The 22657-nt window shown below is 70.6% G+C and carries 18 protein-coding genes and 1 riboswitch; of the genes, 11 read left to right on the top strand and 7 right to left on the bottom strand.

Annotation, left to right across the window (positions count from 1 at the left end; all coding sequences use genetic code 11):
* The first annotated feature begins 1 nt into the window (after window position 1).
* The gene (locus tag ACIRRY_RS41280) at window positions 2–1507 is read left to right on the top strand and encodes an alpha-N-arabinofuranosidase (protein WP_403983683.1); all 1506 of its coding nucleotides are present in this window, start codon (window positions 2–4) and stop codon (window positions 1505–1507) included.
* Window positions 1508–1559: 52 nt separating this feature from the next.
* Entirely contained in the window at window positions 1560–3095 is a 1536-nt protein-coding gene (locus ACIRRY_RS41275; RefSeq protein WP_403983681.1) for an alpha-N-arabinofuranosidase, read from the top strand.
* Between the two features lie 12 nt (window positions 3096–3107).
* On the opposite strand, the gene ACIRRY_RS41270 is transcribed toward ACIRRY_RS41275, so the two are convergent.
* From ACIRRY_RS41270 to ACIRRY_RS41240, 7 genes are all read right to left on the bottom strand, one after another.
* A complete protein-coding gene (locus ACIRRY_RS41270; RefSeq protein ID WP_403983679.1) occupies window positions 3108–5060 on the bottom strand; it encodes an alpha/beta hydrolase domain-containing protein in 1953 nt (650 codons plus the stop codon).
* On the bottom strand, window positions 5057–6070 hold the full coding sequence (locus tag ACIRRY_RS41265; protein WP_403983677.1) for an LLM class flavin-dependent oxidoreductase: 1014 nt from the start codon (window positions 6068–6070) through the stop codon (window positions 5057–5059). The genes ACIRRY_RS41270 and ACIRRY_RS41265 overlap by 4 nt, the downstream gene beginning before the upstream one ends.
* On the bottom strand, window positions 6067–7806 hold the full coding sequence (locus ACIRRY_RS41260) for a dipeptide ABC transporter ATP-binding protein (protein ID WP_403983675.1): 1740 nt from the start codon (window positions 7804–7806) through the stop codon (window positions 6067–6069). Before ACIRRY_RS41260 ends, ACIRRY_RS41265 begins: the two co-directional genes overlap by 4 nt.
* The gene (locus tag ACIRRY_RS41255; RefSeq protein WP_403983673.1) at window positions 7788–8714 is read right to left on the bottom strand and encodes an ABC transporter permease; all 927 of its coding nucleotides are present in this window, start codon (window positions 8712–8714) and stop codon (window positions 7788–7790) included. The genes ACIRRY_RS41260 and ACIRRY_RS41255 overlap by 19 nt, the downstream gene beginning before the upstream one ends.
* Window positions 8711–9670 (bottom strand): ABC transporter permease, encoded by a 960-nt coding sequence (locus tag ACIRRY_RS41250; protein WP_403983671.1) that lies wholly within the window; start codon window positions 9668–9670, stop codon window positions 8711–8713. Before ACIRRY_RS41250 ends, ACIRRY_RS41255 begins: the two co-directional genes overlap by 4 nt.
* Before the next feature lie 3 nt (window positions 9671–9673).
* Window positions 9674–11296, bottom strand: coding sequence for an ABC transporter substrate-binding protein (locus ACIRRY_RS41245; RefSeq protein WP_403983669.1), 1623 nt, complete (start codon window positions 11294–11296; stop codon window positions 9674–9676).
* 238 nt (window positions 11297–11534) lie between these two features.
* Window positions 11535–11660: a putative leader peptide gene (locus ACIRRY_RS41240; protein WP_403983667.1), complete on the bottom strand. Its 126-nt coding sequence runs from the start codon at window positions 11658–11660 to the stop codon at window positions 11535–11537.
* Between the two features lie 34 nt (window positions 11661–11694).
* A riboswitch (SAM riboswitch) is annotated at window positions 11695–11808 on the bottom strand.
* Between the two features lie 239 nt (window positions 11809–12047).
* Between ACIRRY_RS41240 and ACIRRY_RS41235 the strand changes: the two genes are divergently transcribed.
* From ACIRRY_RS41235 to ACIRRY_RS41195, 9 genes are all read left to right on the top strand, one after another.
* Complete coding sequence (locus tag ACIRRY_RS41235; RefSeq protein ID WP_403983665.1) at window positions 12048–13364, top strand: NtaA/DmoA family FMN-dependent monooxygenase; 1317 nt, start codon at window positions 12048–12050, stop codon at window positions 13362–13364.
* A gap of 238 nt (window positions 13365–13602) precedes the next feature.
* Window positions 13603–14880, top strand: coding sequence for a sulfite oxidase (locus ACIRRY_RS41230; protein WP_403983663.1), 1278 nt, complete (start codon window positions 13603–13605; stop codon window positions 14878–14880).
* A gap of 352 nt (window positions 14881–15232) precedes the next feature.
* Window positions 15233–16297 carry an isopenicillin N synthase family dioxygenase gene (locus ACIRRY_RS41225; RefSeq protein ID WP_403983661.1) on the top strand — a complete coding sequence of 355 codons (1065 nt, stop codon included), beginning with the start codon at window positions 15233–15235 and terminating at the stop codon, window positions 16295–16297.
* On the top strand, window positions 16294–17610 hold the full coding sequence (locus tag ACIRRY_RS41220) for an O-acetylhomoserine aminocarboxypropyltransferase/cysteine synthase family protein (protein ID WP_403983659.1): 1317 nt from the start codon (window positions 16294–16296) through the stop codon (window positions 17608–17610). The genes ACIRRY_RS41225 and ACIRRY_RS41220 overlap by 4 nt, the downstream gene beginning before the upstream one ends.
* A gap of 79 nt (window positions 17611–17689) precedes the next feature.
* On the top strand, window positions 17690–19240 hold the full coding sequence (locus ACIRRY_RS41215; RefSeq protein WP_403983657.1) for an ABC transporter substrate-binding protein: 1551 nt from the start codon (window positions 17690–17692) through the stop codon (window positions 19238–19240).
* A gap of 31 nt (window positions 19241–19271) precedes the next feature.
* Window positions 19272–20222 carry an ABC transporter permease gene (locus tag ACIRRY_RS41210; protein WP_403983655.1) on the top strand — a complete coding sequence of 317 codons (951 nt, stop codon included), beginning with the start codon at window positions 19272–19274 and terminating at the stop codon, window positions 20220–20222.
* Complete coding sequence (locus ACIRRY_RS41205) at window positions 20219–21076, top strand: ABC transporter permease (RefSeq protein WP_403983653.1); 858 nt, start codon at window positions 20219–20221, stop codon at window positions 21074–21076. The genes ACIRRY_RS41210 and ACIRRY_RS41205 overlap by 4 nt, the downstream gene beginning before the upstream one ends.
* The gene (locus ACIRRY_RS41200; protein WP_403983651.1) at window positions 21073–21867 is read left to right on the top strand and encodes an ATP-binding cassette domain-containing protein; all 795 of its coding nucleotides are present in this window, start codon (window positions 21073–21075) and stop codon (window positions 21865–21867) included. Before ACIRRY_RS41205 ends, ACIRRY_RS41200 begins: the two co-directional genes overlap by 4 nt.
* Window positions 21864–22649, top strand: coding sequence for an ATP-binding cassette domain-containing protein (locus tag ACIRRY_RS41195; protein WP_403983649.1), 786 nt, complete (start codon window positions 21864–21866; stop codon window positions 22647–22649). Before ACIRRY_RS41200 ends, ACIRRY_RS41195 begins: the two co-directional genes overlap by 4 nt.
* Window positions 22650–22657: the final 8 nt, after the last annotated feature.

The following is a 22657-nucleotide window of genomic DNA, read 5'->3' as shown; positions in this document are numbered from 1 at the left end:
CGTGACCACACCGCAGCAGGCCCACCTCACCATCCACCCCCTGTTCGACATCGGCGAGATCGATCCGCGGGTCTTCGGCAGCTTCGTGGAGCACATGGGACGCTGCGTCTACTCGGGACTCTACGAACCCGGCCACCCCACCGCCGACCAGGCCGGCTTCCGGGGCGATGTCACCGCGCTGATCCGCGAACTGGGCGTCGGCGTCGTGCGCTACCCGGGCGGCAACTTCGTGTCCGGCTACGACTGGCGCGACGGCATCGGCCCGGCCGCCGACCGCCCGACCCGCCTCGACCTCGCCTGGCGCTCCCTGGAACCGAACCACGTCGGCATCGACGAGTTCCTGCCCTGGGCACGCAGAAACGGCATCGAGCCCATGATGGCCGTCAACCTCGGCACGGCCGGACCGAAGGAAGCCGCCGAACTGGTCGAGTACTGCAACCTCCCCGACGGCACCACCCTCGCCCGCGAGCGCGCCGCCAACGGACACCCCGCCCCGCACGCGGTACGCACCTGGTGCCTGGGCAACGAGATGGACGGACCCTGGCAGATCGGCCACACCACGGCCGCCGAGTACGGCCGCCGCGCCGCCGAGGCCGGCAAGGCCATGCGGCTGGTCGACCCCGACATCGAACTGGTCGCCTGCGGCTCCTCGTTCCGGCACATGCCGACCTTCGGCGCCTGGGAGGCGACGGTGGCCGAACTCACCCTGGACGTCGCCGACTACATCTCCATGCACGCCTACTACGACGGCACCGCCGACCGCCGCGACTACCTCGCCTCCGGGCAGCGCCTGGAACGCTTCATCACGGACGTCACCCACACCTGCGACGCCGTCAGCGCCAGACTGGGCTCCCCACGCCGGATGATGATCTCGCTGGACGAGTGGAACGTATGGTCGTCGGCCGCCACCTCCTCACCCGTCGGCGAGGGCCAGAACCACGAGATCAGCCACGCGCCCCGGATCACCGAAGACCCCTACCGGGCCCTGGACGCCGTCGTCCTCGGTGACCTGATCATCGGCATCCTCAACCACGCCGACCGCGTCAAGATCGGCTGCCTCTCCCTCCTCGTCAACGTCAGCGCGCCGATCCTCACCGAGCCCGGTGGGGGAGCGAGCAAGCAGGCGATCTTCCATCCGTTCGCCGCCGCCGCGCACGCCGCCCGCGGCCACGCCCTGCGCACCCGGCTCTCCGCGCCCCGGTTCGAGACCCTCACCCACGGCGCCGTCCCCCAGGTGGCGACCGCCGTCACGCACGCCCCCGAGAGCGGCCAGGCGGCGGTCTTCGCCACCAATCGGGGCAGCGAACCGGTCGAACTCACCATCGACCACACGGCGTTCGGCGCCTTCGACATCAAATCCGTGCACACCCTCACCGCGGCCGACCCCCGCGAGGACCGCGACCTCGCACTGGAACCCCTCCAGCAGATCCACCCCGGCGAACGGGTCTCGACGCTGCTCCTGCCACCCGAGTCCTGGACCCTCGCCGAAGCCGTGGCCCGAACCTGATCCCACCCCACCCCCTCTCTCCCGCCGTCATGCCCGTGCACGAAAGGCCGCCATGTCCCGACCGCCCACCGCCCCCGCCCGTCTCACGCTCGACCCCGCCTTCACCGTCGGCGACGTGGACCCGCGCCTGTTCGGCTCCTTCGTGGAACACCTGGGGCGCTGCGTGTACACCGGCATCTACGAACCGGGCCATCCCACCGCCGACGAGGCGGGACTGCGCACCGATGTCCTCGCCCTGATCCGCGAGTTGGGAGTGACCACGATCCGCTACCCGGGCGGCAACTTCGTCTCGGGCTACAAGTGGGAGGACAGCGTCGGCCCGGTGGACCAGCGACCGCGCCGGCTCGACCTGGCCTGGCGCGCGACCGAGACCAACGCCTTCGGCCTGTCGGAGTTCATGGGCTTCCTGCGCAAGCTGGGCCACGACGGGGAACCGATGATGGCCGTCAACCTCGGCACCCGAGGCGTGGCGGAGGCCATCGAACTGCAGGAGTACACCAACCACCCCTCCGGCACCGCACTGTCCGAACTGCGCGCTGCGCACGGCGACAAGGAGCCGTTCGGGATCAGGCTCTGGTGCCTGGGCAACGAGATGGACGGTCCCTGGCAGATCGGCCACAAGAGCGCCGAGGACTACGGCAAGCTCGCCGCCGCCACCGCCCGCGCGATGCGCATGATCGACAAGGACGTGCAACTGGTCGCCTGCGGCAGCTCCAGCCAGAGCATGCCGACGTTCGGCGCCTGGGAGTCGACCGTGCTGGAGCACACCTACGACCTCGTGGACTACATCTCCATGCACGCCTACTACGAGGAGAGCGACGGCGATCGCGACTCCTTCCTCGCCTCGGCGGTGGACATGGAGGCGTTCATCGAGAATGTGGTGGCCACCTGCGACCACGTGGGCGCACGGCTGAAGTCCGAGAAGAAGATCAACATCTCCTTCGACGAGTGGAACGTCTGGTACCAGTCCCGCTTCCAGCAGGACTTCGACGAGAACCCGCCCAACTGGCCCGAAGCACCACGACAGTTGGAGGACAGCTACTCGGTCACCGACGCGGTCGTCCTCGGCTCGATGCTGATCGCTCTGCTGCGCCACGCCGACCGCGTCTCGGTGGCCTGCCTGGCACAACTGGTCAACGTGATCGCCCCGATCATGACCGAGCCGGGCGGCGCGTCCTGGCGGCAGACGACGTTCTTCCCGTTCGCGCAGGCGTCGCGACACGGCCGTGGTCGGGTGCTCCGGGTCGATCCACAGGGCCCCACTCAACCGACCGTCAAATACGGAGAAGTGCCGCTGCTGCACGCCACGGCGCTGCTGGACGAGTCCAGCGGGGCGGTGACCGTGTTCGCGGTCAACCGCAGCCAGACCCGATCACTGCCACTGGAGGTCGCCCTGCACGGCACCACCGTGTCCCGGCTGGCCGAGCACAGCGTGCTGTCGGACCCGGACCCGGACGCCCGCAACACCCTGGCCGATCCCGACCGGGTCGTCCCGCACCAGGCCACGGCTACCACCATCGACGGCAAGGTGCTCCGCTGCGAACTCGAGCCCCTCTCCTGGAACATGATCCGCCTGCTGCCGGAGTGACCGACACCGCCGTCAGGGCAACTCGACGTCGTGGCGGGGCGCCGACCAGTTCGCGGCGGCGCTCACCGCCCGCTCGACGTCCTCGGCGGGCAACAGCCGCCTCTCCGCGAGGTCTTCGGCCGCCGCCCTGATCCGGGCGACGTAACCGGCCGCGTCACCGTAGCGCTTCTCCACGCTCGGCCGGGGATCACCGGTGATCAGACGCTCGTCCTCGGTGGCGGCGAACGGGAACGTGGAGCCGCTGAACTCGTGCAGCGCGCCATGGCCTTGGCCCAGGGCGCGGGTGTTCCATCCGGTGTAGGTGCCGAGCGGCACGGACACCATCGGCGCCCGGACACCCGCCGTCTCGTTGCCGTCGGCGTCCACGGCCGGGACCAGCACCGTGTACCGGCGCGAGCGGTCGGCGACCGGCGGCACGGTCGAACGGTCCACGGCGTACAGCTCGTTGGGCCCGTGCGGCCGCAGCGCCGAGGGCACCACCGGGAACTGCCGTGACCACTCCTCCGCCGTCACCAGACTCCCGTCGGCGACAGTGGGCACCGCGCTCGGAGGCGGTTCCACCCCCTCGCTCACCCACGCGTCGAGCGCGTCGAGGACGCCCCGGAACAACGCGGACGTGGCGACGACGTTCTCGACATGGTTGCAGATGCCCTTACCGGGAGCCTGTGGAGTCGGACTCGCCACATGCTGGCTCGACGACCACAGATAGCCCCGCACGTTCGGCGGAAATCCCAGATCCCGCCCGTCAGTTGTGGTGTGCGCCAGCGATCCCCGGCGCTGCCAGTACTCCGTGGACGTCTGCGTGTGCAGCACCTTCGGGTCGCTCGCGCGCTTCATGATCGCGTCGCGTGCGCCGGTCAGATGGTCCACCGTCTCGGCGTACGCGAAGGGGAACGCGTCGGCCGCGTTGAGGTGGTCCTCGTACTGCTGCCCGCCCGGCACCGTCAGATTGGCGAACCGCTCGGTGTCCAGCCGGCCCGCGCCGGAGACGTGCGGCAGCAGCCCGTCGAAGACGCGGCGACCTTCGGAGTCCTCGTTGAAACCTCCGTGGAGGAAGTCGCGGATGGCGCGCCCGGTCTGCGAACGCCCCCAGCCGTACGCGTAGTTGATCTCGCCGACGGGTTGGGCCGGGTCGTGGCGGAGATGGCCGACCAGGTCGCGTACCGCTACGAGACCCAGGCCGAGGACGAGCGGTGCCTCGGCCTCGTAGGTCAGTTCGTAGATCCAGCCCGGCCGCAGTCCGCCGTCGACATACAGGTCGCTCCGGCTCGGCACGACACCGACGGCCAGCGACCTCAGCTCACGGCCGCCTCCTTGCAGTCGCGCGAACCGCCAGGCCGTTGTGGGCACTTCCTCCGGTGCGCTGTGCGGATACCGCCGCCGGGTGAGCCGCGCGGTCCGTTCGCCCGCCGCGCTCACGGGGGAGGACCTCGTGCTCGTCCAGCGCGACAGCGGCAGGGAGGCGGTGGGCTCCTCGACGATGAACTCGGCTGTGGTCAGGCCGCGTACGGGCTCCGCGCCGCGTGTCGCGACGGGCAGGTCGAGCAGCAACCGCCCGTCGCCGGGCAGCAGATCACCCTGCCAGGCGCCGAAGACGACCGTGTACCCGCGTCGCAGCAGATAGCCGTTGCCCGCGTCGGCGAGCGTGCGCGGCCGGTTCGTGTGCGGGGCGTCGCAGAAGTACTGGACGGCCCGCTTGTTGCCGCGATTGCCCCAGTCGAAGAACAGCCGACGGCGCCCGCCGTCGACCGGCCGCAGGATCTCGACGTCCCCGCTGAAACGCACCGCGCCGTCGCTGTCGCGCGGCGCGAGGTCCAGATCGGTGATCGAGCGGTGGGCGGGTGCCTCGGGGTCCACGGTGTAGTGAGCCGTGGCGGTGAGCACCTCGTACGCCCCGCCCTCGGCGAAGCGATGACCGTCCGCGAACGGCTCCCGGGAGTGGACCTCCAGTCGTACGGCACTCATCGCGCGGCCTCCAACCGCGCCGGACGCCAGCCCAGTTCGGGAGCGACCAGATGGCGTATGTCGTGCAGGATCTGCTCGTACTCCTCGCGCCGGAACTCGTACGGCAGCTCAAGGCGCAGCTCCGACACCGCCGACACCACCGGGTCCGCCGCCAGTTGCTCCAGGATCTGCTCGGCCGTGCCGACCACGTCCGGGGCGAACAGGGTCCGCCTCGGGCCCTGGGGAGCCAGGGTGCGGGCATGGCGGCTCGCGGCGTACTCCTGGTAGCGGATGCGGGTGGCCCGGTCGGCGCTGTCGAACGGCACGATGACGCGGCCGATCGCGACGCGGGCCGTGGGCTCGATACGCCGGTACGCGGCGAGGAGGTTCGACTGGGCGGTGGTGAAGTCGTCGGTGTCCTCGCCGGTGACGATGTTCCCGGACAGCAGGTTGAGGCCGCTCTCACCGGCCCAGCGGGCCGAACGCAGACTGCCCCCGCCGTACCAAATGCGGTCCACCAGGCCGGGGTTGTGCGGTTGCAGCCGTGGTCGCTGGGTGTTGCCCGGTGACTGGATCACCGTGTCCGGGCCGCCGAGATAATTGCCGCGCAGATTGTCGACGACGCGGGCGACCCGGCCGTAGGACAGGTCGAAAGAGCGCCAGTCGCCGTCGTACACCAGGTCGCCGAGGAGTTCGGCGTGCGGCATGCCGGTGCTGAAGCCGATCTGGAGGCGGCCCCGGGACAGGACGTCGGCCAGGGCCAGATCCTCGGCGAGCCGGAACGGGCTCTCGTAGCCGATCGGGATGACCGCCGTCCCCAACTCGACGCGTTCGGTGCGCTGTCCGGCCGCCGCGAGGAACACCGCGGCCGAGCCGACGCCGTGTTCGAGGTGGCGCTGCCGGATCCAGGCGCCCTCGTAGCCCAACCGCTCGCCGTACTCGAAGAGTTGGAGCGTCTCCTCCAGGCCGGTGTAGGGGTCGTCGTCGGCGAAGTTGCCCGGGGTGAGGAAGGCGAGGGAGGTGATGGTCATGCGGTCTGCGTCCTCAGGTCGTGGTCGTCCCGGCGGCCGGGGATCGCCGCGAGCAGCTCGCGGGTGTACTCGTGGCGGGGGTGGGTGAAGAGGTCCTCGGGGGCGCCCGTCTCGACGATGCGGCCCGCCCGCATGACGGCCACCTGGTGCGCGATCTGGCGCACGACGGCCAGGTCGTGCGAGATGAACAGGTAGGCCACCCCGGTGTCGGCCTGCAACTCCCCGAGCAGGTCCAGGACGTGGGCCTGCACGGAGACGTCGAGCGCGGACACCGGCTCGTCGCACACCACCAGGTCGGGGGAGAGGGCGAGGGCACGCGCGATCGCGACGCGTTGGCGCTGGCCGCCCGACAGTTCCGCCGGACGGCGGTCGAGCGTCGCCGCCGGCAGCGCGACCCGGTCGAGCAGGTCACGGGCGCGCGCGAGGCGGGAGGCGCGGTCGCCGACCTTGAAGGCGCGCAGCGGTTCGGTGATCACCTCGCCGATGGAGAAGCGGGGGTCGAGTGAGGCGTACGGGTTCTGGTAGACGAGCTGTGCCCGTCGGCGCAGTTGCCTCGCCTGAGCGCCCCGGGCGGTGGTGACGTCGGCGCCGTCGAACAGGATCTGTCCGTCGGTCACGTCGGTGAGGCGCAGTACCAGACGGGCGGTGGTCGACTTGCCCGAACCGGACTCACCGACCAGCGCCAGGGTCTGGCCCCGCTGGAGGGTGAAACTGACGTCGTCCACCGCGCGCACTGTCCGGGATGCGCCGTCCACGCGGGGCAGCCTGAACTCCTTGACCGCTCCCCGCAGTTCGACGAGCGGCTGCGTCCCGGTGGGCGTGGGGGCGGCGACCGGGGTGCGGGTGCGGGCGGTAGCCAGGCTCGGTGCGCTCGCCAACAGGCGTCGGGTGTAGTCGTGTTGGGGATTGTCCAGGACGTCCAGGGTCGGACCGGCCTCGACGACCTGTCCCTGCGACATGACGACCAGACGCTGCGCCCGGTCGGCGGCGACCCCGAGGTCGTGGGTCACCAGCAGGATCGCCGTCCCCAACTCCTTGGTGAGGCCTTGGAGATGGTCGAGGATGACACGTTGCACGGTGACGTCGAGCGCGCTGGTCGGCTCGTCGGCGATGATCAGTTTCGGATGCGCGGCGATGGCGATGGCGATCAGGGCGCGCTGCCGCATGCCGCCCGAGAGTTCGTGCGGATACTGCCGTGCGCGGGTGGCCGCGTCGGGCAGCCCCGCCCGGTCCAGGATGTCGATCGCCTCCGCCGGCGCGGAGCGGCGGGTCGCGAGACCGTGGATGCGCAGCACCTCGGCGACCTGTTCGCCGACGCGCTTGACCGGGTTGAGCGACACCGACGGGTCCTGGGGCACCAGGCCGATCCGCGCGCCGCGCACCGTGCGCAGTTCGGCCTCCGACAGCGAGGTGAGCTCGTGCCGCCCGAAGCGGATCGTGCCGCCGTCGATGGCCGCGTTCGGCGCCAGTAGCCGGGTGACGGCATGCGCGGTGGTGCTCTTGCCGGACCCGGACTCGCCGACCACCGCGGTCACTTCGCCCGGCCGCACATCCAGGTCGACGTCCCGCACCGCCCGTACGATGCCGCCACGGGTACGGTACGACACCGACAGGCCGCGTATCTCCAGCGCGGCCCCCTGCTCGGGGTGGACCGGGTCGGTGCTCGGTGTGGTGCTCAAGTCCTCATCCGTTCCAGGTGCGTTCGTCGGTTCGCCGGTCATCGCTGTCGGGACCATTCGCCGTCCAGCGCCCGTGCGATGCGGTTGGTGGCCAGCACCGTCGCGGCGATCGCCAGCCCGGGCAGCGCGGTCAACCACCAGGCGTTCGCCAGGTAGTTGCGGCCGTCGGAGATCAACGTCCCCCACTCCGGCGCCGGTGGCGGGGCGCCGTAGCCGAGGAAGCTCAGGGCCGACACGGCGAGGATCGACGAGCCGAAGTCGAGGGTGGCCAGGACGATCACGGGGCCCGCCGCGTTGGGCAGCACATGCCGGCCCAGTACCGAGTACCAGCGGATCCCGGATGCGCGCGAGGCCTCGACATAGACCTCCTGCCGTACCCGCAGCACCTCGGCGCGGGTCACGCGCGCGAAGCTCGCGACGCTGGCGATCCCGACGGCGATCGCGACCTTCACCGTGCCGTAGCCGAGCGCGGTGACCAGGGCCAGGGACAGGAACAGCGCCGGGATCGACAGCAGGACGTCGACGAAGCGCATCAGCACGTCGTCGACCCAGCGGCCGACGAAGCCGGCGACCAGGCCGATCAGGCTGCCGACCACGAAGGCGACCGCGACCGCGATCAGCGTTGCCTTCAGGGACAGTTGGGCTCCGTGGACCACCCGGGAGAACACGTCGCGGCCCAGTTCGTCCGTGCCGAACCAGTGCGCGCCGCTCGGGCCCCGGAAGTTCTGCGACGGCACCCCCGTGAGTGGATCCTGCGAGGTGAACAGGTTCGGCCAGAACGAGGCCAGCACCACCAGGACGAGGATGAGCACCGACAACAGGAGACCGGGACGGCGCACCAGGAACCGCCGGACCCGTGGGAGGTCGACGCGACGTCCCGGTCCGGGGTCGGTGCCCGGCTCGACCGGGCGGGCCGGGAGGCCGAGGGCGGCTCCGGTGGCGTCGTCGATCAGACCCTGGCTCATGCGAATCCCGCCTTCCGGCCCGAGGCCACCACGATCCGCGGGTCGAACAGCGGATAGACGAGGTCGACGATCAGGTTCGTCACCACGAAGATCAGCGCCCCGAACACCACCACGCCCTGGACCAGGGGGATGTCCTGGGCCGTGACCGCGGCGGCCGTCACCCGGCCCAGGCCGTCACGCGAGAACACCGTCTCGACGACCACCGAACCGGCGATCAACTGCCCGACCAGCAGGCCGACCACGGTCAGCGCGGGCAGGGACGCGTTGCGCAGGGCATGCCGCAGATGGACCCGCCAGCGGCCCGCGCCCTTGGCGCGGGCCGTCTCCACATAGGCCTGGTCCAGCGCGGTGAGCAGGCTCTTGGCCAGTACCTGGGCGACCTGCGCACCGGTCGGGATCGCCAGCGTCACGGCCGGCAGGACCAGGCCCCGCAGTCCGTCGTTGCCGAACGCCGGGAACCAGCGCAACCGGAAGGAGAACGTCTCGACGAGCAGCAGGCCCACCCAGAACGTCGGCACCGACACCCCCAACGGCGGCAACGACAACAGCAGTTGCCGCAGCCACCGCTGGGAGGTGTACGTCGCCAGTACCGCCAGACCGCCGCCGAGCAACACCGCCAGCAGGAGGGCGGCGCCGGTCAACTGCAGTGTCTGGGGCAGTGCGTCGGCCAGGGTCGAGGTTACCGGGCGACCGGTGGAGACCGAGTCGCCGAAGTCCCCGCGCACCGCCCGGCCCAGATAGTCGGCGTACTGCACCAGGACCGGCTTGTCGAAGCCGTACTGGTGGCGCAGCGCGGCGAGTTGGGCCGGATCGACCTGCCCGGTGTCGGCCCCGGCCCCGGCCATCGCCGAGACCGGGTCCCCGGGCAGGAAGTCCAGCACCAGGAACGACACCGTGTACGCCGCCCACAGCACGCCGACCGCCTGCGCGACGCGTTTGATCACGTAGCGGCGCATGTGCTAGCCGATCCAGGTGTCGTGCAGCTGGATCCGGCTGGACGCGTCGAACTCCAGGTCGTGCACCTTGTTCGCCACACCCAACTGGGTCTGCAGCTCGACCACGGGGATGATGTACGCGTTCCGCACGATCAACTGCTGTGCCTGCGCGGCCAGTTCCTTCCGCTTCGCCGCGTCGGTCGTGGCCGCCTGCTGGGTCAGCGCCGAGTCCAGCGAACCCGTCGGGAGGCGGTAGGCGTTCGCCAGCTTGGTGGAGTAGAGGGTGCGCAGGATGTCGGGGTCGGCACGGGTGAGGTTGCCCCACAACGCGTCGAAGTCACCGCTCTGCTGCACCGTCGCGACCTGGGAGATCTGCAGCTCCTTGAGGACGACGCCGATGCCGACGGCCTTGAGCTGCTGCTGGATCAGTTCCAGCGCCGGCTGGTTCGTGGCCGAGTTCGCGAACCACTTGACGGTCAGGTTCAGCTTGGCGCCGTCCTTCTCACGGATGCCGTCGCTGCCTGTCTTCCAACCGGCCGCGTCCAGCAGGGACTTGGCCTTGGCCGCGTCGAAGGCCAGGTCGCTGCCCAGGTTCGCGTAGTCCGGCGTGGTGCGCGCCAGGATGCTGGTGGCCGGCTGGGTGCCGGTCGGGAAGACCGTGTCGGCGATCTCCTGGCGGTTGACGGCGTACTGGATCGCCTGGCGCACCTTGACGTCCTTCAGGACCGGCCGGGAGTTGTTCAGCCCCAGGTTGAACACCGCACCGGGATTGGCCCGTCGTGCCAGGGTGACCTGGCCACCCTTCAGGGCCGCCTCGTTGGCCTTGCCGACGCTGCTGATCGCGTCCACCTGACCGGACTGGAGACTGCCGGCCCGCACACCCGCCTCGGGCACCACCTTGAACACCAGCTTGTCCAGGTACGCCTCGCCCTTCTTGCTCCACAGCGAGGAACCCCAGTCGTAACCGGTGCGCTTGGCCAGAGTGATCGACTGGTTCTGCACATAGCTCTTCAAGGTGAAGGGCCCGGAGCCGACCACGCCCTGGGTGCACTTCTGCTGAGGGGTCTTCTTCACGCTCGCCGACGACTCGATGCCCAGCGAGTGCGTCGAAGTGGCTTGCAGGAACTGGGCGTTGGGCTGCTGGAAGGTCACCTTGACGGTGAGCGGGTCGACCACGGTGGTGCTCTTGACGCCGCTCAGATAGCCCTCGGCGAGGGTCCCCAGCGCACCGAGGTTCGGCACCGCGTCGAAGTTGTCCTTGACGACCTGCGCGGTCAGCTTGGATCCGTCGCTGAAGGTGACACCGGATCTGAGGTGGAAGGTGAACGTGGTCGCGTCGGAACCGACCTCCCAGCTCTTCGCCAGCCAGGGCACTATCTTGCCGGTCTTGGGGTCCTGGTCGGTGAGGGAGTCGACGATCTGCCGTACCGAGTAGATGGTGTCGTTGCTGCCCACCTGCTGCGGATCCACGCAGCCGGTGTCGGAGCCCACCGCGAAGGTCAGGGTGCCACCGGACTTCGCCTGGCCGGTGCCGCTGTCCGAGCCGCCGCCATCGCCGGAACCGCAGGCGGTCAGCAGGACGCTGGTGGTCAAGAGGGCGGCCAGCGGCGCCCATCGGGTGGGCCGGATGTCCGGATGTGCTCTCACGGAGGTGCTCCTACTCGTGTCACTACGCGCGTGATGCCCTGCGGCTCACGGCTGCGCGCGGGCGTGCGGCCCCGCTCGGCGTGACGCCGACGACGGGGCGGTGCGGTTCGGGGGTTCAGGCGGGAGGGGTTGCGCGGGGCGGCCGCGGAACGGGCCCGTACGTGCGGACAAGACCGCGAGAGGCTGCGGGAGACGCCTGTGGGCCGCGACAGAAGTCAGACGGACGTGGTCAAGGCGGTCAGGCGCGACACAGACAACTGGCGGAGCGCTGCAGGTCGATGTGGCGGCGGCGCGAGAGCCGGGAGAACACCGTCGCGGCCGTCAGCGAAGTGGTGGAGGCACTCGGGTCACTGCTGTGTCGCACGACCGTCCTCCACATCTCCGACCCCGGCCACAGGGCCTCGCGCTTGCAGGGATCCTCGATGATCCTGCCGGGCTTTCACCTGGAGCACCCCACCGCGTCGGAGGGTTGCCGGTCAGCGAGCCAGGGCTTGACGCTGACACTCAATGCCGATCGTGATCGTACGGAGCGTTTTCGTCGTACGTCAATGGCGGGTCCGGAAGGCCGTTCGGCCGCGGGGTGCGGAAGACCGTTCGTCGGTGGCGGGTCCGGACGACTCACCAACCCCCCGGCCGACCGGCCCTGTTGCCCGTACATACGGGCGCAACAGAGTCTTCGCAATCGCGGCCGATCATTGATCGGACGGGACCGCGCCGACCCGGTGTGTCCGGAGACGAGAAGGAATGAGTCATGAGCGCGAAGCAGCCCAGGACGCTGAAAACCGTCACCGGAGCCGGCGGTACGTCCGAGACGTACGACCTGGCGGTCGATCCGACCCGGTCCACGCTGGACACCGCGGTGCGGGTGGCGAAGCTCGCCGAGGCGGCGCGGTTCGACGCGCTGTTCACCGCCGATCTGCTCAGCTTCGACGCCCAGGGCGCGATCGGCTCGCAAGAACCCCTGGTCTTCGTCTCGGCGTTGAGCCAGGTGACGTCGAGGATCGGTCTGATCGCCACGGTCTCGTCGACGTTCCACCACCCGTTCAACCTGGCCCGTCTGTTCGGCACCCTCGACCATGTGAGCAACGGACGGGCGGCCTGGAACCTGGTGACCTCCTCGATCGGCGAGGAGAACTTCGGCTCCGGCGAACTGCCCAGCCCCGAGGACCGCTACGCGCGCGCCGCGGAGACACTGGACGTGGTCAACGCCCTGTGGGACAGCTGGGAACCGGGCGCGCTGACCGTCGGGGCGGACGGCAGGGCGGTGCTGCACCGCGACCGCGTGCACCCGATCCACCACTCCGGCCGCTTCTTCGACGTGGCCGGTCCGCTGAACATTCCGCCGCTGCCGCAGCGGCGTCCGGTGCAGATCCAGGCCGGACAGTCCGAGGCGGGCACGGCACTCGGTGCCCGCTACGCCGAGATCGTCTTCACCTCGCTGCCCACCCTCGACCACGCGCGGGACTTCACCCGGAAGATCCGCGGCCAGGCCGAGGAGTTCGGCCGGGCCGACGGACTGCCGCTGATCTTCAGCTCGTTCCACGCCACCTACGGCGCCACCGAGGAGGAGGCGCAACGGCTCGTCCGGGAGAGGCGTGAGTCGATCGACTTCGACCGTGGCCGCGCCCAGGTCGCCGACATGCTCGGCGGCGGCGTCGACCTGTCCGAGGTGGCTCTCGACTCGACGCTGCCGGAGAGCCTGCTGCCCGAGGTCACCTCGGTGAACCGCCGTCGCGGCCGGGTCGACATCTTCACCGGCTACGCCCGACAGGGCTACACCCTGCGGGAGTTGATCGTCGCCGCCCAGGACACCGGGCACTGGGCCGCCGCGGGCACCCCCGAGCAACTCGCCGACGCGGTCGAGGAACGGTTCCGGGCCGGCGTCCTGGACGTGATCTCCCTGGGCGGTCTCGCCGACCCGAAGCAGCACGACTTCGTCGTCAACGGCCTGCTGCACGAACTGCGCAGGCGGAAGATCGTCGGCGCCGACTACACCGGCCTCACCCTGCGCGAGAACCTCGGCCTCGAACTGCCCGCCCGGGCCGGGGCGACGCGAACGCCTCGTTGACACCTTCCGCTCCGCGTGTTTGCATCCCGCCATGCCGTTGTCGCAGCCGCTGACCCGCCGCCGCGCCGTGGACCTCGTCCGCGTGGCCGCCGCGCTGTGTCGACCGACCGGCTGATCGACCGCCTCCCCGCGCTGTTGCCAACAGCCGTGCCCCACAAGCCGGTTGTGCACCCGACGGCACTTCTCGTGATCCTCCGTGCCGCCCGCACTGTTCGCTCAGACATGACGAGGACACGCCATGCCGACACCCGTCAGCCCTCCCGGTCACCGCCACGAGACCGACTACGACCGCCGCAGACTGTGCCAGTGGCTGGCCGGTGAGGCCAGGGCCGACGGGGTCACCCGCCGTCGGCTGTTCACCCTGCTCGGTGCCACCGCCGCCGGGACCGCACTGGGCGGCACCCGGTCCGCCCGCGCCGCAGTCGCCGGGATCGTCAAGCCGCTGCCGCCGGAGTGGTTCATCGAGCGTGGCACCAACGCCGAGACCCGCTGGGAGGCGCTGCGCGGAATCGGCCACCACACCCCGAACGAGCTGTTCTTCGTGCGCAACCACACCGCCACCCCCGTCCTGGAGGCCGACGACTGGCGGCTGCGGCTGTGGGGGAGCGGGCTGCGCGGCACCCCCGGTGAGGACCGGCCGGTCGAGTTCGGGTACGACGATCTGCGCGCCCTGCCGGCCGTCACCCGCACGGCCTTCGTCGAATGCGCCGGGAACGGCCGGTCCTTCTACACGACCCAGCAGGGCGAGACGGTCACCGGCACCGCGTGGACCCTGGGGGCGGTCGGCGTCGCTCGCTGGCGCGGGGTGCGCCTCGCCGACGTCCTGCGCAGAGCCGGGCTGTCCCGGCACGCCGTGGACGTGCAGCCGCGTGGCCTGGACGCCGAGTACGTCAGTGGCGGCGAGAGCCTGGGCCACGTCCGCCGCCCACTGCCGCTGGCCAAGGCGCTGGACGACGTCCTGCTCGCGTACGAGATGAACGGCGAGCCCCTTCCGTACGACCACGGGTATCCGGTGCGCGTGCTGGTGCCCTCCTGGGTGGGGATCGCCTCGATCAAGTGGGTCGGCGACATCGAGGTGTCCGCCGAGCCGCTCTACTCGCCCTGGAACACCACCTTCTACCGGCTGTTCGGCGCCGCCTACCCGGAGGGCGGCAGCGCGCCGCTCACCCGCCAAGTCACCAAGAGTGCCTTCGAGTTGGCGAGCGGGGCGACGTTCACGGCGGGCGAGGGGCACGTGCTGCACGGTCGGTCGTGGTCGGGCGCGGGCGCCGTCGCCCGGGTCGACGTCAGCACCGACGGCGGCACGCACTGGCGGCGTGCCCGTCTGCACGACCGGCCCCGCGCCGACACCTGGACCCGGTGGTCCCTCGACTGGCGGCCCGAAGTGCCCGGTGCCACCCACCTGTTGGCCCGCGCCACGGACACGGCCGGGCGCACCCAGCCGGACGTCGCCGTGTCCAACACCCAGGGCTATCTGTTCGACGCGGTGGTGCGGCATCCGGTGAGCGTGGTGTGACCGGCGGGCGCGGTGGCCCCGCGGCGATGCCCGGCCGTTCTGTCGTCCCAGCGGCCGTCTCACCCGTCGGGATGCCTGGTGGACGCACCCGCGAGCGTGTGCTTTGATCCGCTCATGGAGACCACTGGCCAGGCACACACGGTGCTGCTCGACCCGTTCTGGGTGAGCCGCCGCGCCGACCAGTTCGACCAGATCTGTCGTTGACCTTCGTGTAACGACCGCGCTCTCACCCTTTCCCCACCCCGCCCGCTCTCGGCGCATCCCACCGCTTTGTCGTCAACCGGCCGTCCCCGTACGGCGGTTGGCGCGCGCACCGCCGTGTCCGGGTCTGCTGCCGCCGCGAAGGAATCCCATGGCACAGCCCACCGTCCTCCCCGTCATCGACATCTCCCGCTTCCGGGACCCCGGCACCGACCGCGACGCCTTCCTGGCCGAACTCCGGTCTGCCGCCCACGAAGTGGGGTTCTTCTACGTCACCGGACACGGCGTTCCCGCATCCGTCCGGGACGAGATCCTGCACGCGGCCCGCGCCTTCTTCGCTCTTCCGCAGGAACGCCGGCTGGAGATCGAGAACCTCAACTCGCCCCAGTTCCGCGGCTACACACGCACCGGAACCGAGTACACGGCGGGCAGCGCCGACTGGCGCGAGCAGATCGACATCGGCCCGGAACGCGAGGCGATCCCCACCGGACCGGAGGACCCCGACTACCTCCGGCTCGTCGGCCCCAACCAATGGCCGTCCGCGCTCCCGGAGTTGAGGGACATCGTGCTGCGCTGGCAGGCGGAGGCACTGCGGGTGAGCCGTGAGGTGCTGCGCGCACTCGCGGCCGCGCTCGGGCAGGACGAGCGCTACTTCGACGAGTGGTTCGACGACGAGGCGGCCGTGCACGTGAAGATCGTGCACTATCCGCCGCGCCCCGCCGAGGACGCCGACCAGGGTGTGGGCGCGCACAAGGACTACGGCTATCTCGCCCTGTTGCAGCAGGACGAGGTGGGCGGACTCCAGGTCCAGCGCGAGGACGGCGGCTGGATCGACGCGGTACCGGTGCCGGACGCCTTCGTGTTCAACATCGGCGAGATGCTGGAGATCGCCACCCAGGGCTATCTCAAGGCCACCCGACACCGGGTGGTCAGCCCGCGGGCCGGTGTGGACCGCTACTCCATCCCCTTCTTCCTCGGCCCGCGCCTCGACGCGGTCGTCAAACCGCTGCAACTGCCGTCCGACCTGGCGGTGTTGAGCCGCGGTGTCACCGACGACCCCGACAACCCGCTGCTCGCCGCCTTCGGGGAGAACGCCGTGGTCGGCTGGCTCCGCTCGCACCCGAGGGTCGCCGACCGCTGGTGGTCCGACGTCGTGGCGGTGGGGGTCCCCCCGCTCGAGCGAAGCCGAGAGTGGGGGAGGGAGAGCGCCCGATGAGCGACCAACGCCCCGACGACGGCTGGGAGTTCGAGACCCGGCAGGTGCACGCCGGCGCCGTACCGGACCCGACCACCGGCGCCCGTGCCGTACCGATCCACCAGACCACCAGCTACGTCTACCGCGACACCGCGCACGCCGCCGCGGCCTTCGAGCTGTCCGACCTCACCACCCACGCCTACACCCGGCTGTCGAACCCGACCACCGCCGTGGCCGAGGAGCGCATCACCGCTCTGGAGGGCGGCTCGGCGGCCGTCGCGGTGGCCAGCGGACAGGCCGCCACCGCCCTCGCCCTGCTGAACCTGGCGCGCGTCGGCGACCACATCGTCGCCTCGTCCTCCCTCTACGGCGGCACCCGCACCCTCCTGGAACACACCTTCGCCGACTTCGGCATCGCCGTCACCTTCATCGACGACCCGGACGACCTGGGCGCCTGGTACGCGGCCGTACGCCCCGGCACCAAGGCGTTCTTCGGCGAGACCATCGGCAACCCGCGCGGCAACGTCCTCGACATCGAGGCGGTCGCCCGTATCGCCCACGAGGTCGGTGTCCCGCTCGTCGTCGACAACACCGTGCTCACGCCGTATCTGCTGCGTCCCTTCGAGCACGGCGCCGACATCGTCGTGCACTCCACCACCAAGTTCCTGTCGGGTCACGGCACCGGCATCGGCGGGATCGTCGTCGACAGCGGGCGCTTCGACTTCGGCGCCGACCCCGACCGCTGGCCGGGCCTGACCCACCCCGATCCGACGTACAACGGACTGTCGTTCTGGGACTCCTTCTCCGACCTGGGTCTCGCCTACGCGCTGCGCCTGCGCACCCGGCTCGTCCGGGATCTGGGACCCGCCGTCTCACCCTTCAACAGCTTCCTGCTCCTCCAGGGAATGGAGACGCTCAGCCTGCGCATCGAGCGCCATGTCGCGAACGCCCAAGTGCTGGCCACCTGGCTGGAGTTGCAGCCGCAGGTCAGCCGCGTCCACTACGCGGGCCTCGCGTCCAGCCCCTGGAACACCCAGGCCAAGCGATATCTCCCGCGCGGGGCCGGAGCAGTACTCGCCTTCGAACTCGCGGACGGGCTGGACGCCGGGCGCCGATTCGTCGAAGGGGTACGGCTGTTCAGCCATCTCGCGAACATCGGCGACGTACGCAGCCTCGTCATCCACCCCGCCTCCACCACCCACGCCCAACTCGACGCCGACCAGCAGGCCGCGGCCGGAGTCACCCCGGGCCTGGTCCGGCTCTCCGTGGGCCTCGAAGGCGTCGACGATCTCATCGCCAACCTTGAAACCGGCCTGCGGGCAGCCGCCGTATGAGGACCACCCTTACGGCAGCCGCCGTATGAGAACAGACCGCACCATAGCCACCCGTCACACCCGAGGAGAACGATCCGCCATGCGCCGCAGCACCGCCGTCCGGCTCGCCGCCACCACCGCCCTGCTCGGTCTGGCCGCGACCGCCTGTGGCACCGGCGCGGCCGGCGATCCCGCGAACACGGGCCAGACCAAGCAGGCCACGCAGGCCGCCGACATCGACAAGAACGCGACGGTCGACGTACGCCTCGTACTGGAACCCACCAGCCTCGACATCGCCTCCACGGCGGGCGCGGCCCTCGACCAGATCCTGCTCGACAACGTCTACCAGGGCCTGCTGACCCGCGACGAGAACAACAAGATCGAGCCCAGCCTGGCCACTTCGTACGCCGCCTCCTCGGACGGGCTCACCTACACCTTCCACCTCGCGAAGGACGCGACCTTCCACGACGGCAGCGAGCTCACCGCCGCCGACGTCGTCTGGTCGCTCCAGCAGGTGACCGCGGCCGGTTCGAAGAACCCCGACGCGGCGGCGGTCGCCTCCGTCAAGGGCGTGACAGCATCCGACGACCACACCGTCGTCGTCAAGCTCAAGCACCGTGACACGAACTTCACTTGGGGCCTGACCGAGCGGGCCGGGATCGTCTTCAAGAAGGACACCGACTTCACCACGCTCGCCGGCAAGGAGAACGGCAGCGGGCCCTTCAAACTGTCCGGCTGGAAGCGCGGTTCGTCCATCACCTTCGTCCGCGACGACGCCTACTGGGGTACGAAGGCCAAGGTCGCCAAGGTCGTCTTCCACTACATCAAGGACGACAACGCGGCCAACAACGCGCAGCAGACCGGCCAGACCGACATCGAGACGGCGGCGCAGGCCGATCTGCTCCAGCCCTTCGCCGACACGAGCAAGTACACGGTGCTGCGCGGTGACACCACCGACAAGTTCACTCTCGCGTTCAACAACACCTCGGGACCGACGAAGGACGTCCGGGTGCGCCGGGCGATCCGCCGGGCCGTAGACGACGCCGGACTTGTCAAGTCCCTTGGTGGGGCAGGCAAGTTGATCGGCGGGCCGATCCCGGCCACCGACCCCGGCTACGAGGACCTCACCTCGATCGACGCCTACGACCCGGCGAGCGCCAAGTCGCTGCTCAAGCGGGCCGGTTACGGCGACGGGCTGAAGCTCACCGTGCAGATCCCCAACATCTACCCGGCCGAGATCGGCGACTACCTCGCCTCCCAGCTCAAGCAGGTCGGCATCCAACTCACCGTCAAGCAGGTCGAGTTCCAGACCTGGCTCAACGCGGTCTTCACCAAGCACGACTACCAGCTCAGCCTCGTCGACCACGCCGAGGCCCGCGACCTGTACAACTTCGCCAACCCCGCCTACTACTTCGGCTACGACAACGCCGACGTGCAGAAGTGGTACGCCGCTTCGGCCACCGCGACCAGCGACACCGAGCGCGACACCTATCTGAAGAAGGCGGCCCGCCAGGTCTCCCAGGACGCCGCCGCCGACTGGTTGTTCGTCAGCCAGACCCTCACCGTCGTCCGCAGCGGAGTCACCGGCGTCCCCCGCAACTTCACCAGCAACCGCTACGACCTCGCGAACCTCGCCGTGGCGAAGAAGTAGGGGAAGGGGTGAGGGGAGAAGTGAGTTCCGCGTGACCCTCTATCTGCTGCGCCGGGCCGCACTGCTGCTGGTGTCCCTGTTCGCCGCCAGCGTGCTGATCTTTCTGGTGCTACGGCTGCTGCCCGGCGACGTCGCCCAGACGATCGGCGGCATCAAGGCCACCCCGGCCCAAGTCGCCGCCGTACGCAAGGACTTGGGGCTCGACCGGCCGCTCGTCGCACAGTACGGCAGCTGGATCGGGGGAGTGGTCACCGGTGACTTCGGGCGGTCGGTCCTCGACGGCACGTCGGTGTCCGGGCAACTCGCCGAGAAGCTCGCGGTGACCGGCCCGCTGACGGTGGGCGCCGTCGTCTTCGCGCTGGCCTTCGCCGTGCCGCTGGGCGTCTTCGCCGCCGTACGGCGCGACTCCTGGCTCGGCGGCGCGGTGAACACGCTCGGACAGTTCGGTATCGCCCTGCCCGCCCTGTGGGTCGGACTGCTGCTCGTCCTCGTGTTCGCGGTCCAGGTCCGCTGGCTGCCCGCGCAGGGGTTTCCGGTCGACGGCTGGGCCGAGCCCGGCCAGGCGCTGCGCAGTCTCGTGCTGCCCTGGCTGACCCTGGCGCTGTCCGAGGGCGCGGTCCTGCTGCGGTTCGTACGGTCCGCCGTACTCGACGTCCTGCACCAGGACTGGCTGCGCACCGCCCGCGCCAAGGGCCGCACCCGCACCGGCGCGCTGCTGCGGCACGGACTGCGCAACGCGGCCGTCCCGGTGGTGTCGGTGCTCGGCCTCCAGATCGCCGCGCTGATCGCGGGCGCGGTCGTCGTGGAGCAGGTGTTCGTGCTGCCCGGCGTCGGCCAGATGCTGATCACCGACGTCGGCAACCGGGATCTGAACAAGGTGCAGAGCGAGATCCTGCTGCTCACCGGCGCGGTCCTGGTGATCGGGTTCCTCGTGGACCTCGTGCACCGGCTGATCGACCCGAGACTGCGGAGCGCGGCATGAACGCGCCCCCCGTCGTCCGGGCGCTGCTCGCCAGCCGCAGCGGCCGCGTCGGCTCCGTCCTCGTCGGCCTCCTGGTGCTGTCCGCCCTGGTCTCCGTGGTCTGGACGCCGTACGACCCGACGCTGGTGCGCCCGCAGGACGGCTGGCTGCTGCCCTTCTCCGGCGGGCATGTCCTCGGCACCGACCGGCTCGGCCGGGACGAACTGAGCCAGTTGCTCGCCGGCGCCCGGAGCACCCTGCGCACCGCCGTGCTCGCGGCGGTCGTCGCCGCCGTGGTCGGGCTGGCCCTGGCGCTCACGGCGGTCCTCGTGCCGCGCTGGGCGGGCGCGGTCGTCGTCCAACTCACCGACGTACTCATCGCGTTCCCCGTCCTGCTGATCGCGATGATCCTCACCGCGGTCTACGGCGGCTCCAGTTGGACCGTCGTCGCCGCGATCGGTATCGGAGCGGGCGTCAACCTCGCCCGGGTCGCCCGCGCCGAGGCGGGACGCGTGCTCGGCACGGACTACGTCCTCGCGGCCCACGCCGCAGGTTCGGGCACTTGGCGCACCGTACGCAAGCACCTGCTGCCGAACATCGCGCCCACCCTCATCGTCCAGCTCTCGCTGGTGCTCTCCGTCGCGGTGCTCGCCGAGGCCGCCCTGTCCTTCCTCGGCTTCGGCACCCCGGCCCCCGCGGTCTCCTGGGGCCGCATGCTGTACGAGCAGCAGAGCTACATCGCCGCGCGACCGCTCCTCGTCGTCTGGCCGGGCCTCGCCGTCGCCGCCGCCGTGCTCGGCTTCAACCTCCTCGGCGACGGTCTGCGCGAGGCCGCCGACGCGCGCCTGCGGGTGCGGGAGGTGACCCCCGTATGAGCCTGCTGGAGATCAGCGACCTGAGTGTGCGCATCGGCGGTACGACCGTCGTCGACGAGGTCGGCCTGGAGCTGGCTCCCGGCGAACGGCTCGCCCTGATCGGCGAGTCGGGCTCCGGCAAGACCCTCACCGCCCTCGCCGCCGTGGGGCTCCTCCCCGACGGCGCCGAGTCCACCGGCAGCATCCGGCTCGGCGGCGAGGAACTCCTCGGCCTCGGTGACCGCGCACTGTCCCGGCTGCGCGGCGAACGGATGGCCATGGTCTTCCAGGAGCCCATGAGCGCCCTCAACCCGCTGATGCGTATCGGACACCAACTCACCGAACCCCTGCGGCTGCACCGCGGACTCAACCGCCGCCGGGCCGGAGCCGCCGCCGTCGAACTCGCCGCACAGGTGGGCCTCCCCGACCCCGAACTCATCGTCCGCGCCTGGCCGCACCAACTCTCCGGCGGCCAACGCCAGCGCGTCGGCCTCGCCATGGCCCTCGCCACCCGCCCGGCGCTGCTCATCGCCGACGAACCCACCACCGCCCTCGACGTCACCGTCCAGGCCGACATGCTCCAACTGCTGGACGACCTGGTCCACCAGCACGGCACCGCACTGCTGTTCATCAGCCACGACCTCGCGGTGGTCGCCCAGCTGTGCCCCCGGGTCGCCGTCCTCAAGGACGGACGGCTCGTCGAGGAAGGCGCCACCGACATCGTCGTACGCACGCCCCAACACCCTTACACGCAAAGGCTGGTGGCAGCCGCGCGGGCGACTGGCTGGGACACTCCGGAGGTCGCTCGATGACCGCACTGCTCAAGGCGACCGGCCTCAGCCGCACCTTCCGGCTGCCGCGCGGCTCGCTCTTCACGCCCGCCGCGCACCGACTCGCCGTGCAGGACGTGTCGTTGGAGCTGAACGAAGGCAACAGTCTTGGTGTCGTAGGGGAGTCGGGCTCCGGGAAGTCGTCGCTCGCCCGGCTCCTGCTGGCCCTGGACCGGCCCGACGCGGGGACAGTGCACTTCCGGGATCGTGCCGTACTGCCTGGCCCGCCAAGGAAGTTGACGTGGTTCCGGCGCGAGGTCCAGGTCGTGCTCCAGGACCCCATGGGGTCTCTCGATCCGCGCGCGACCGTCCGTGACATCGTCGCCGAACCACTGGAGTGCCTGCGGCTGCCCGGCGACCACGACGACCGGGTGGACGAACTGCTGCGCGCCGTAGGCCTGGAGCCGTCCGTGCGCGGTCGGTACCCGCACGAGTTCTCCGGCGGGCAACGGCAGCGCATCGCGATCGCCCGCGCCCTCGCGCCGGGGCCGAAGGTCCTCGTCGGCGACGAACCCCTCAGCGCGCTCGACGTGTCCGTGCGCGCACAGATCCTCGCCCTGCTGGACGACCTCGCGGAGGCGTACGGACTGACGCTGCTGCTCGTGTCCCACGACATCGGTGTCGTACGGCATCTGTGTACCGACGTGCTGGTGATGAAGGACGGCCGCGCCGTCGAACAAGGCCCGGCCGCCCAGGTCCTGGCCGATCCCCAACACCCGTACACACGCCGCTTGTTGGCCGCCGTACCCCGGCTGCCCGCATGACCGGAGGC

The organism is Streptomyces sp. NPDC101776, from assembly GCF_044766845.1.
Lineage (GTDB): Bacteria > Actinomycetota > Actinomycetes > Streptomycetales > Streptomycetaceae > Streptomyces.
This window is presented reverse-complemented; position numbering and strand designations above follow the sequence as displayed.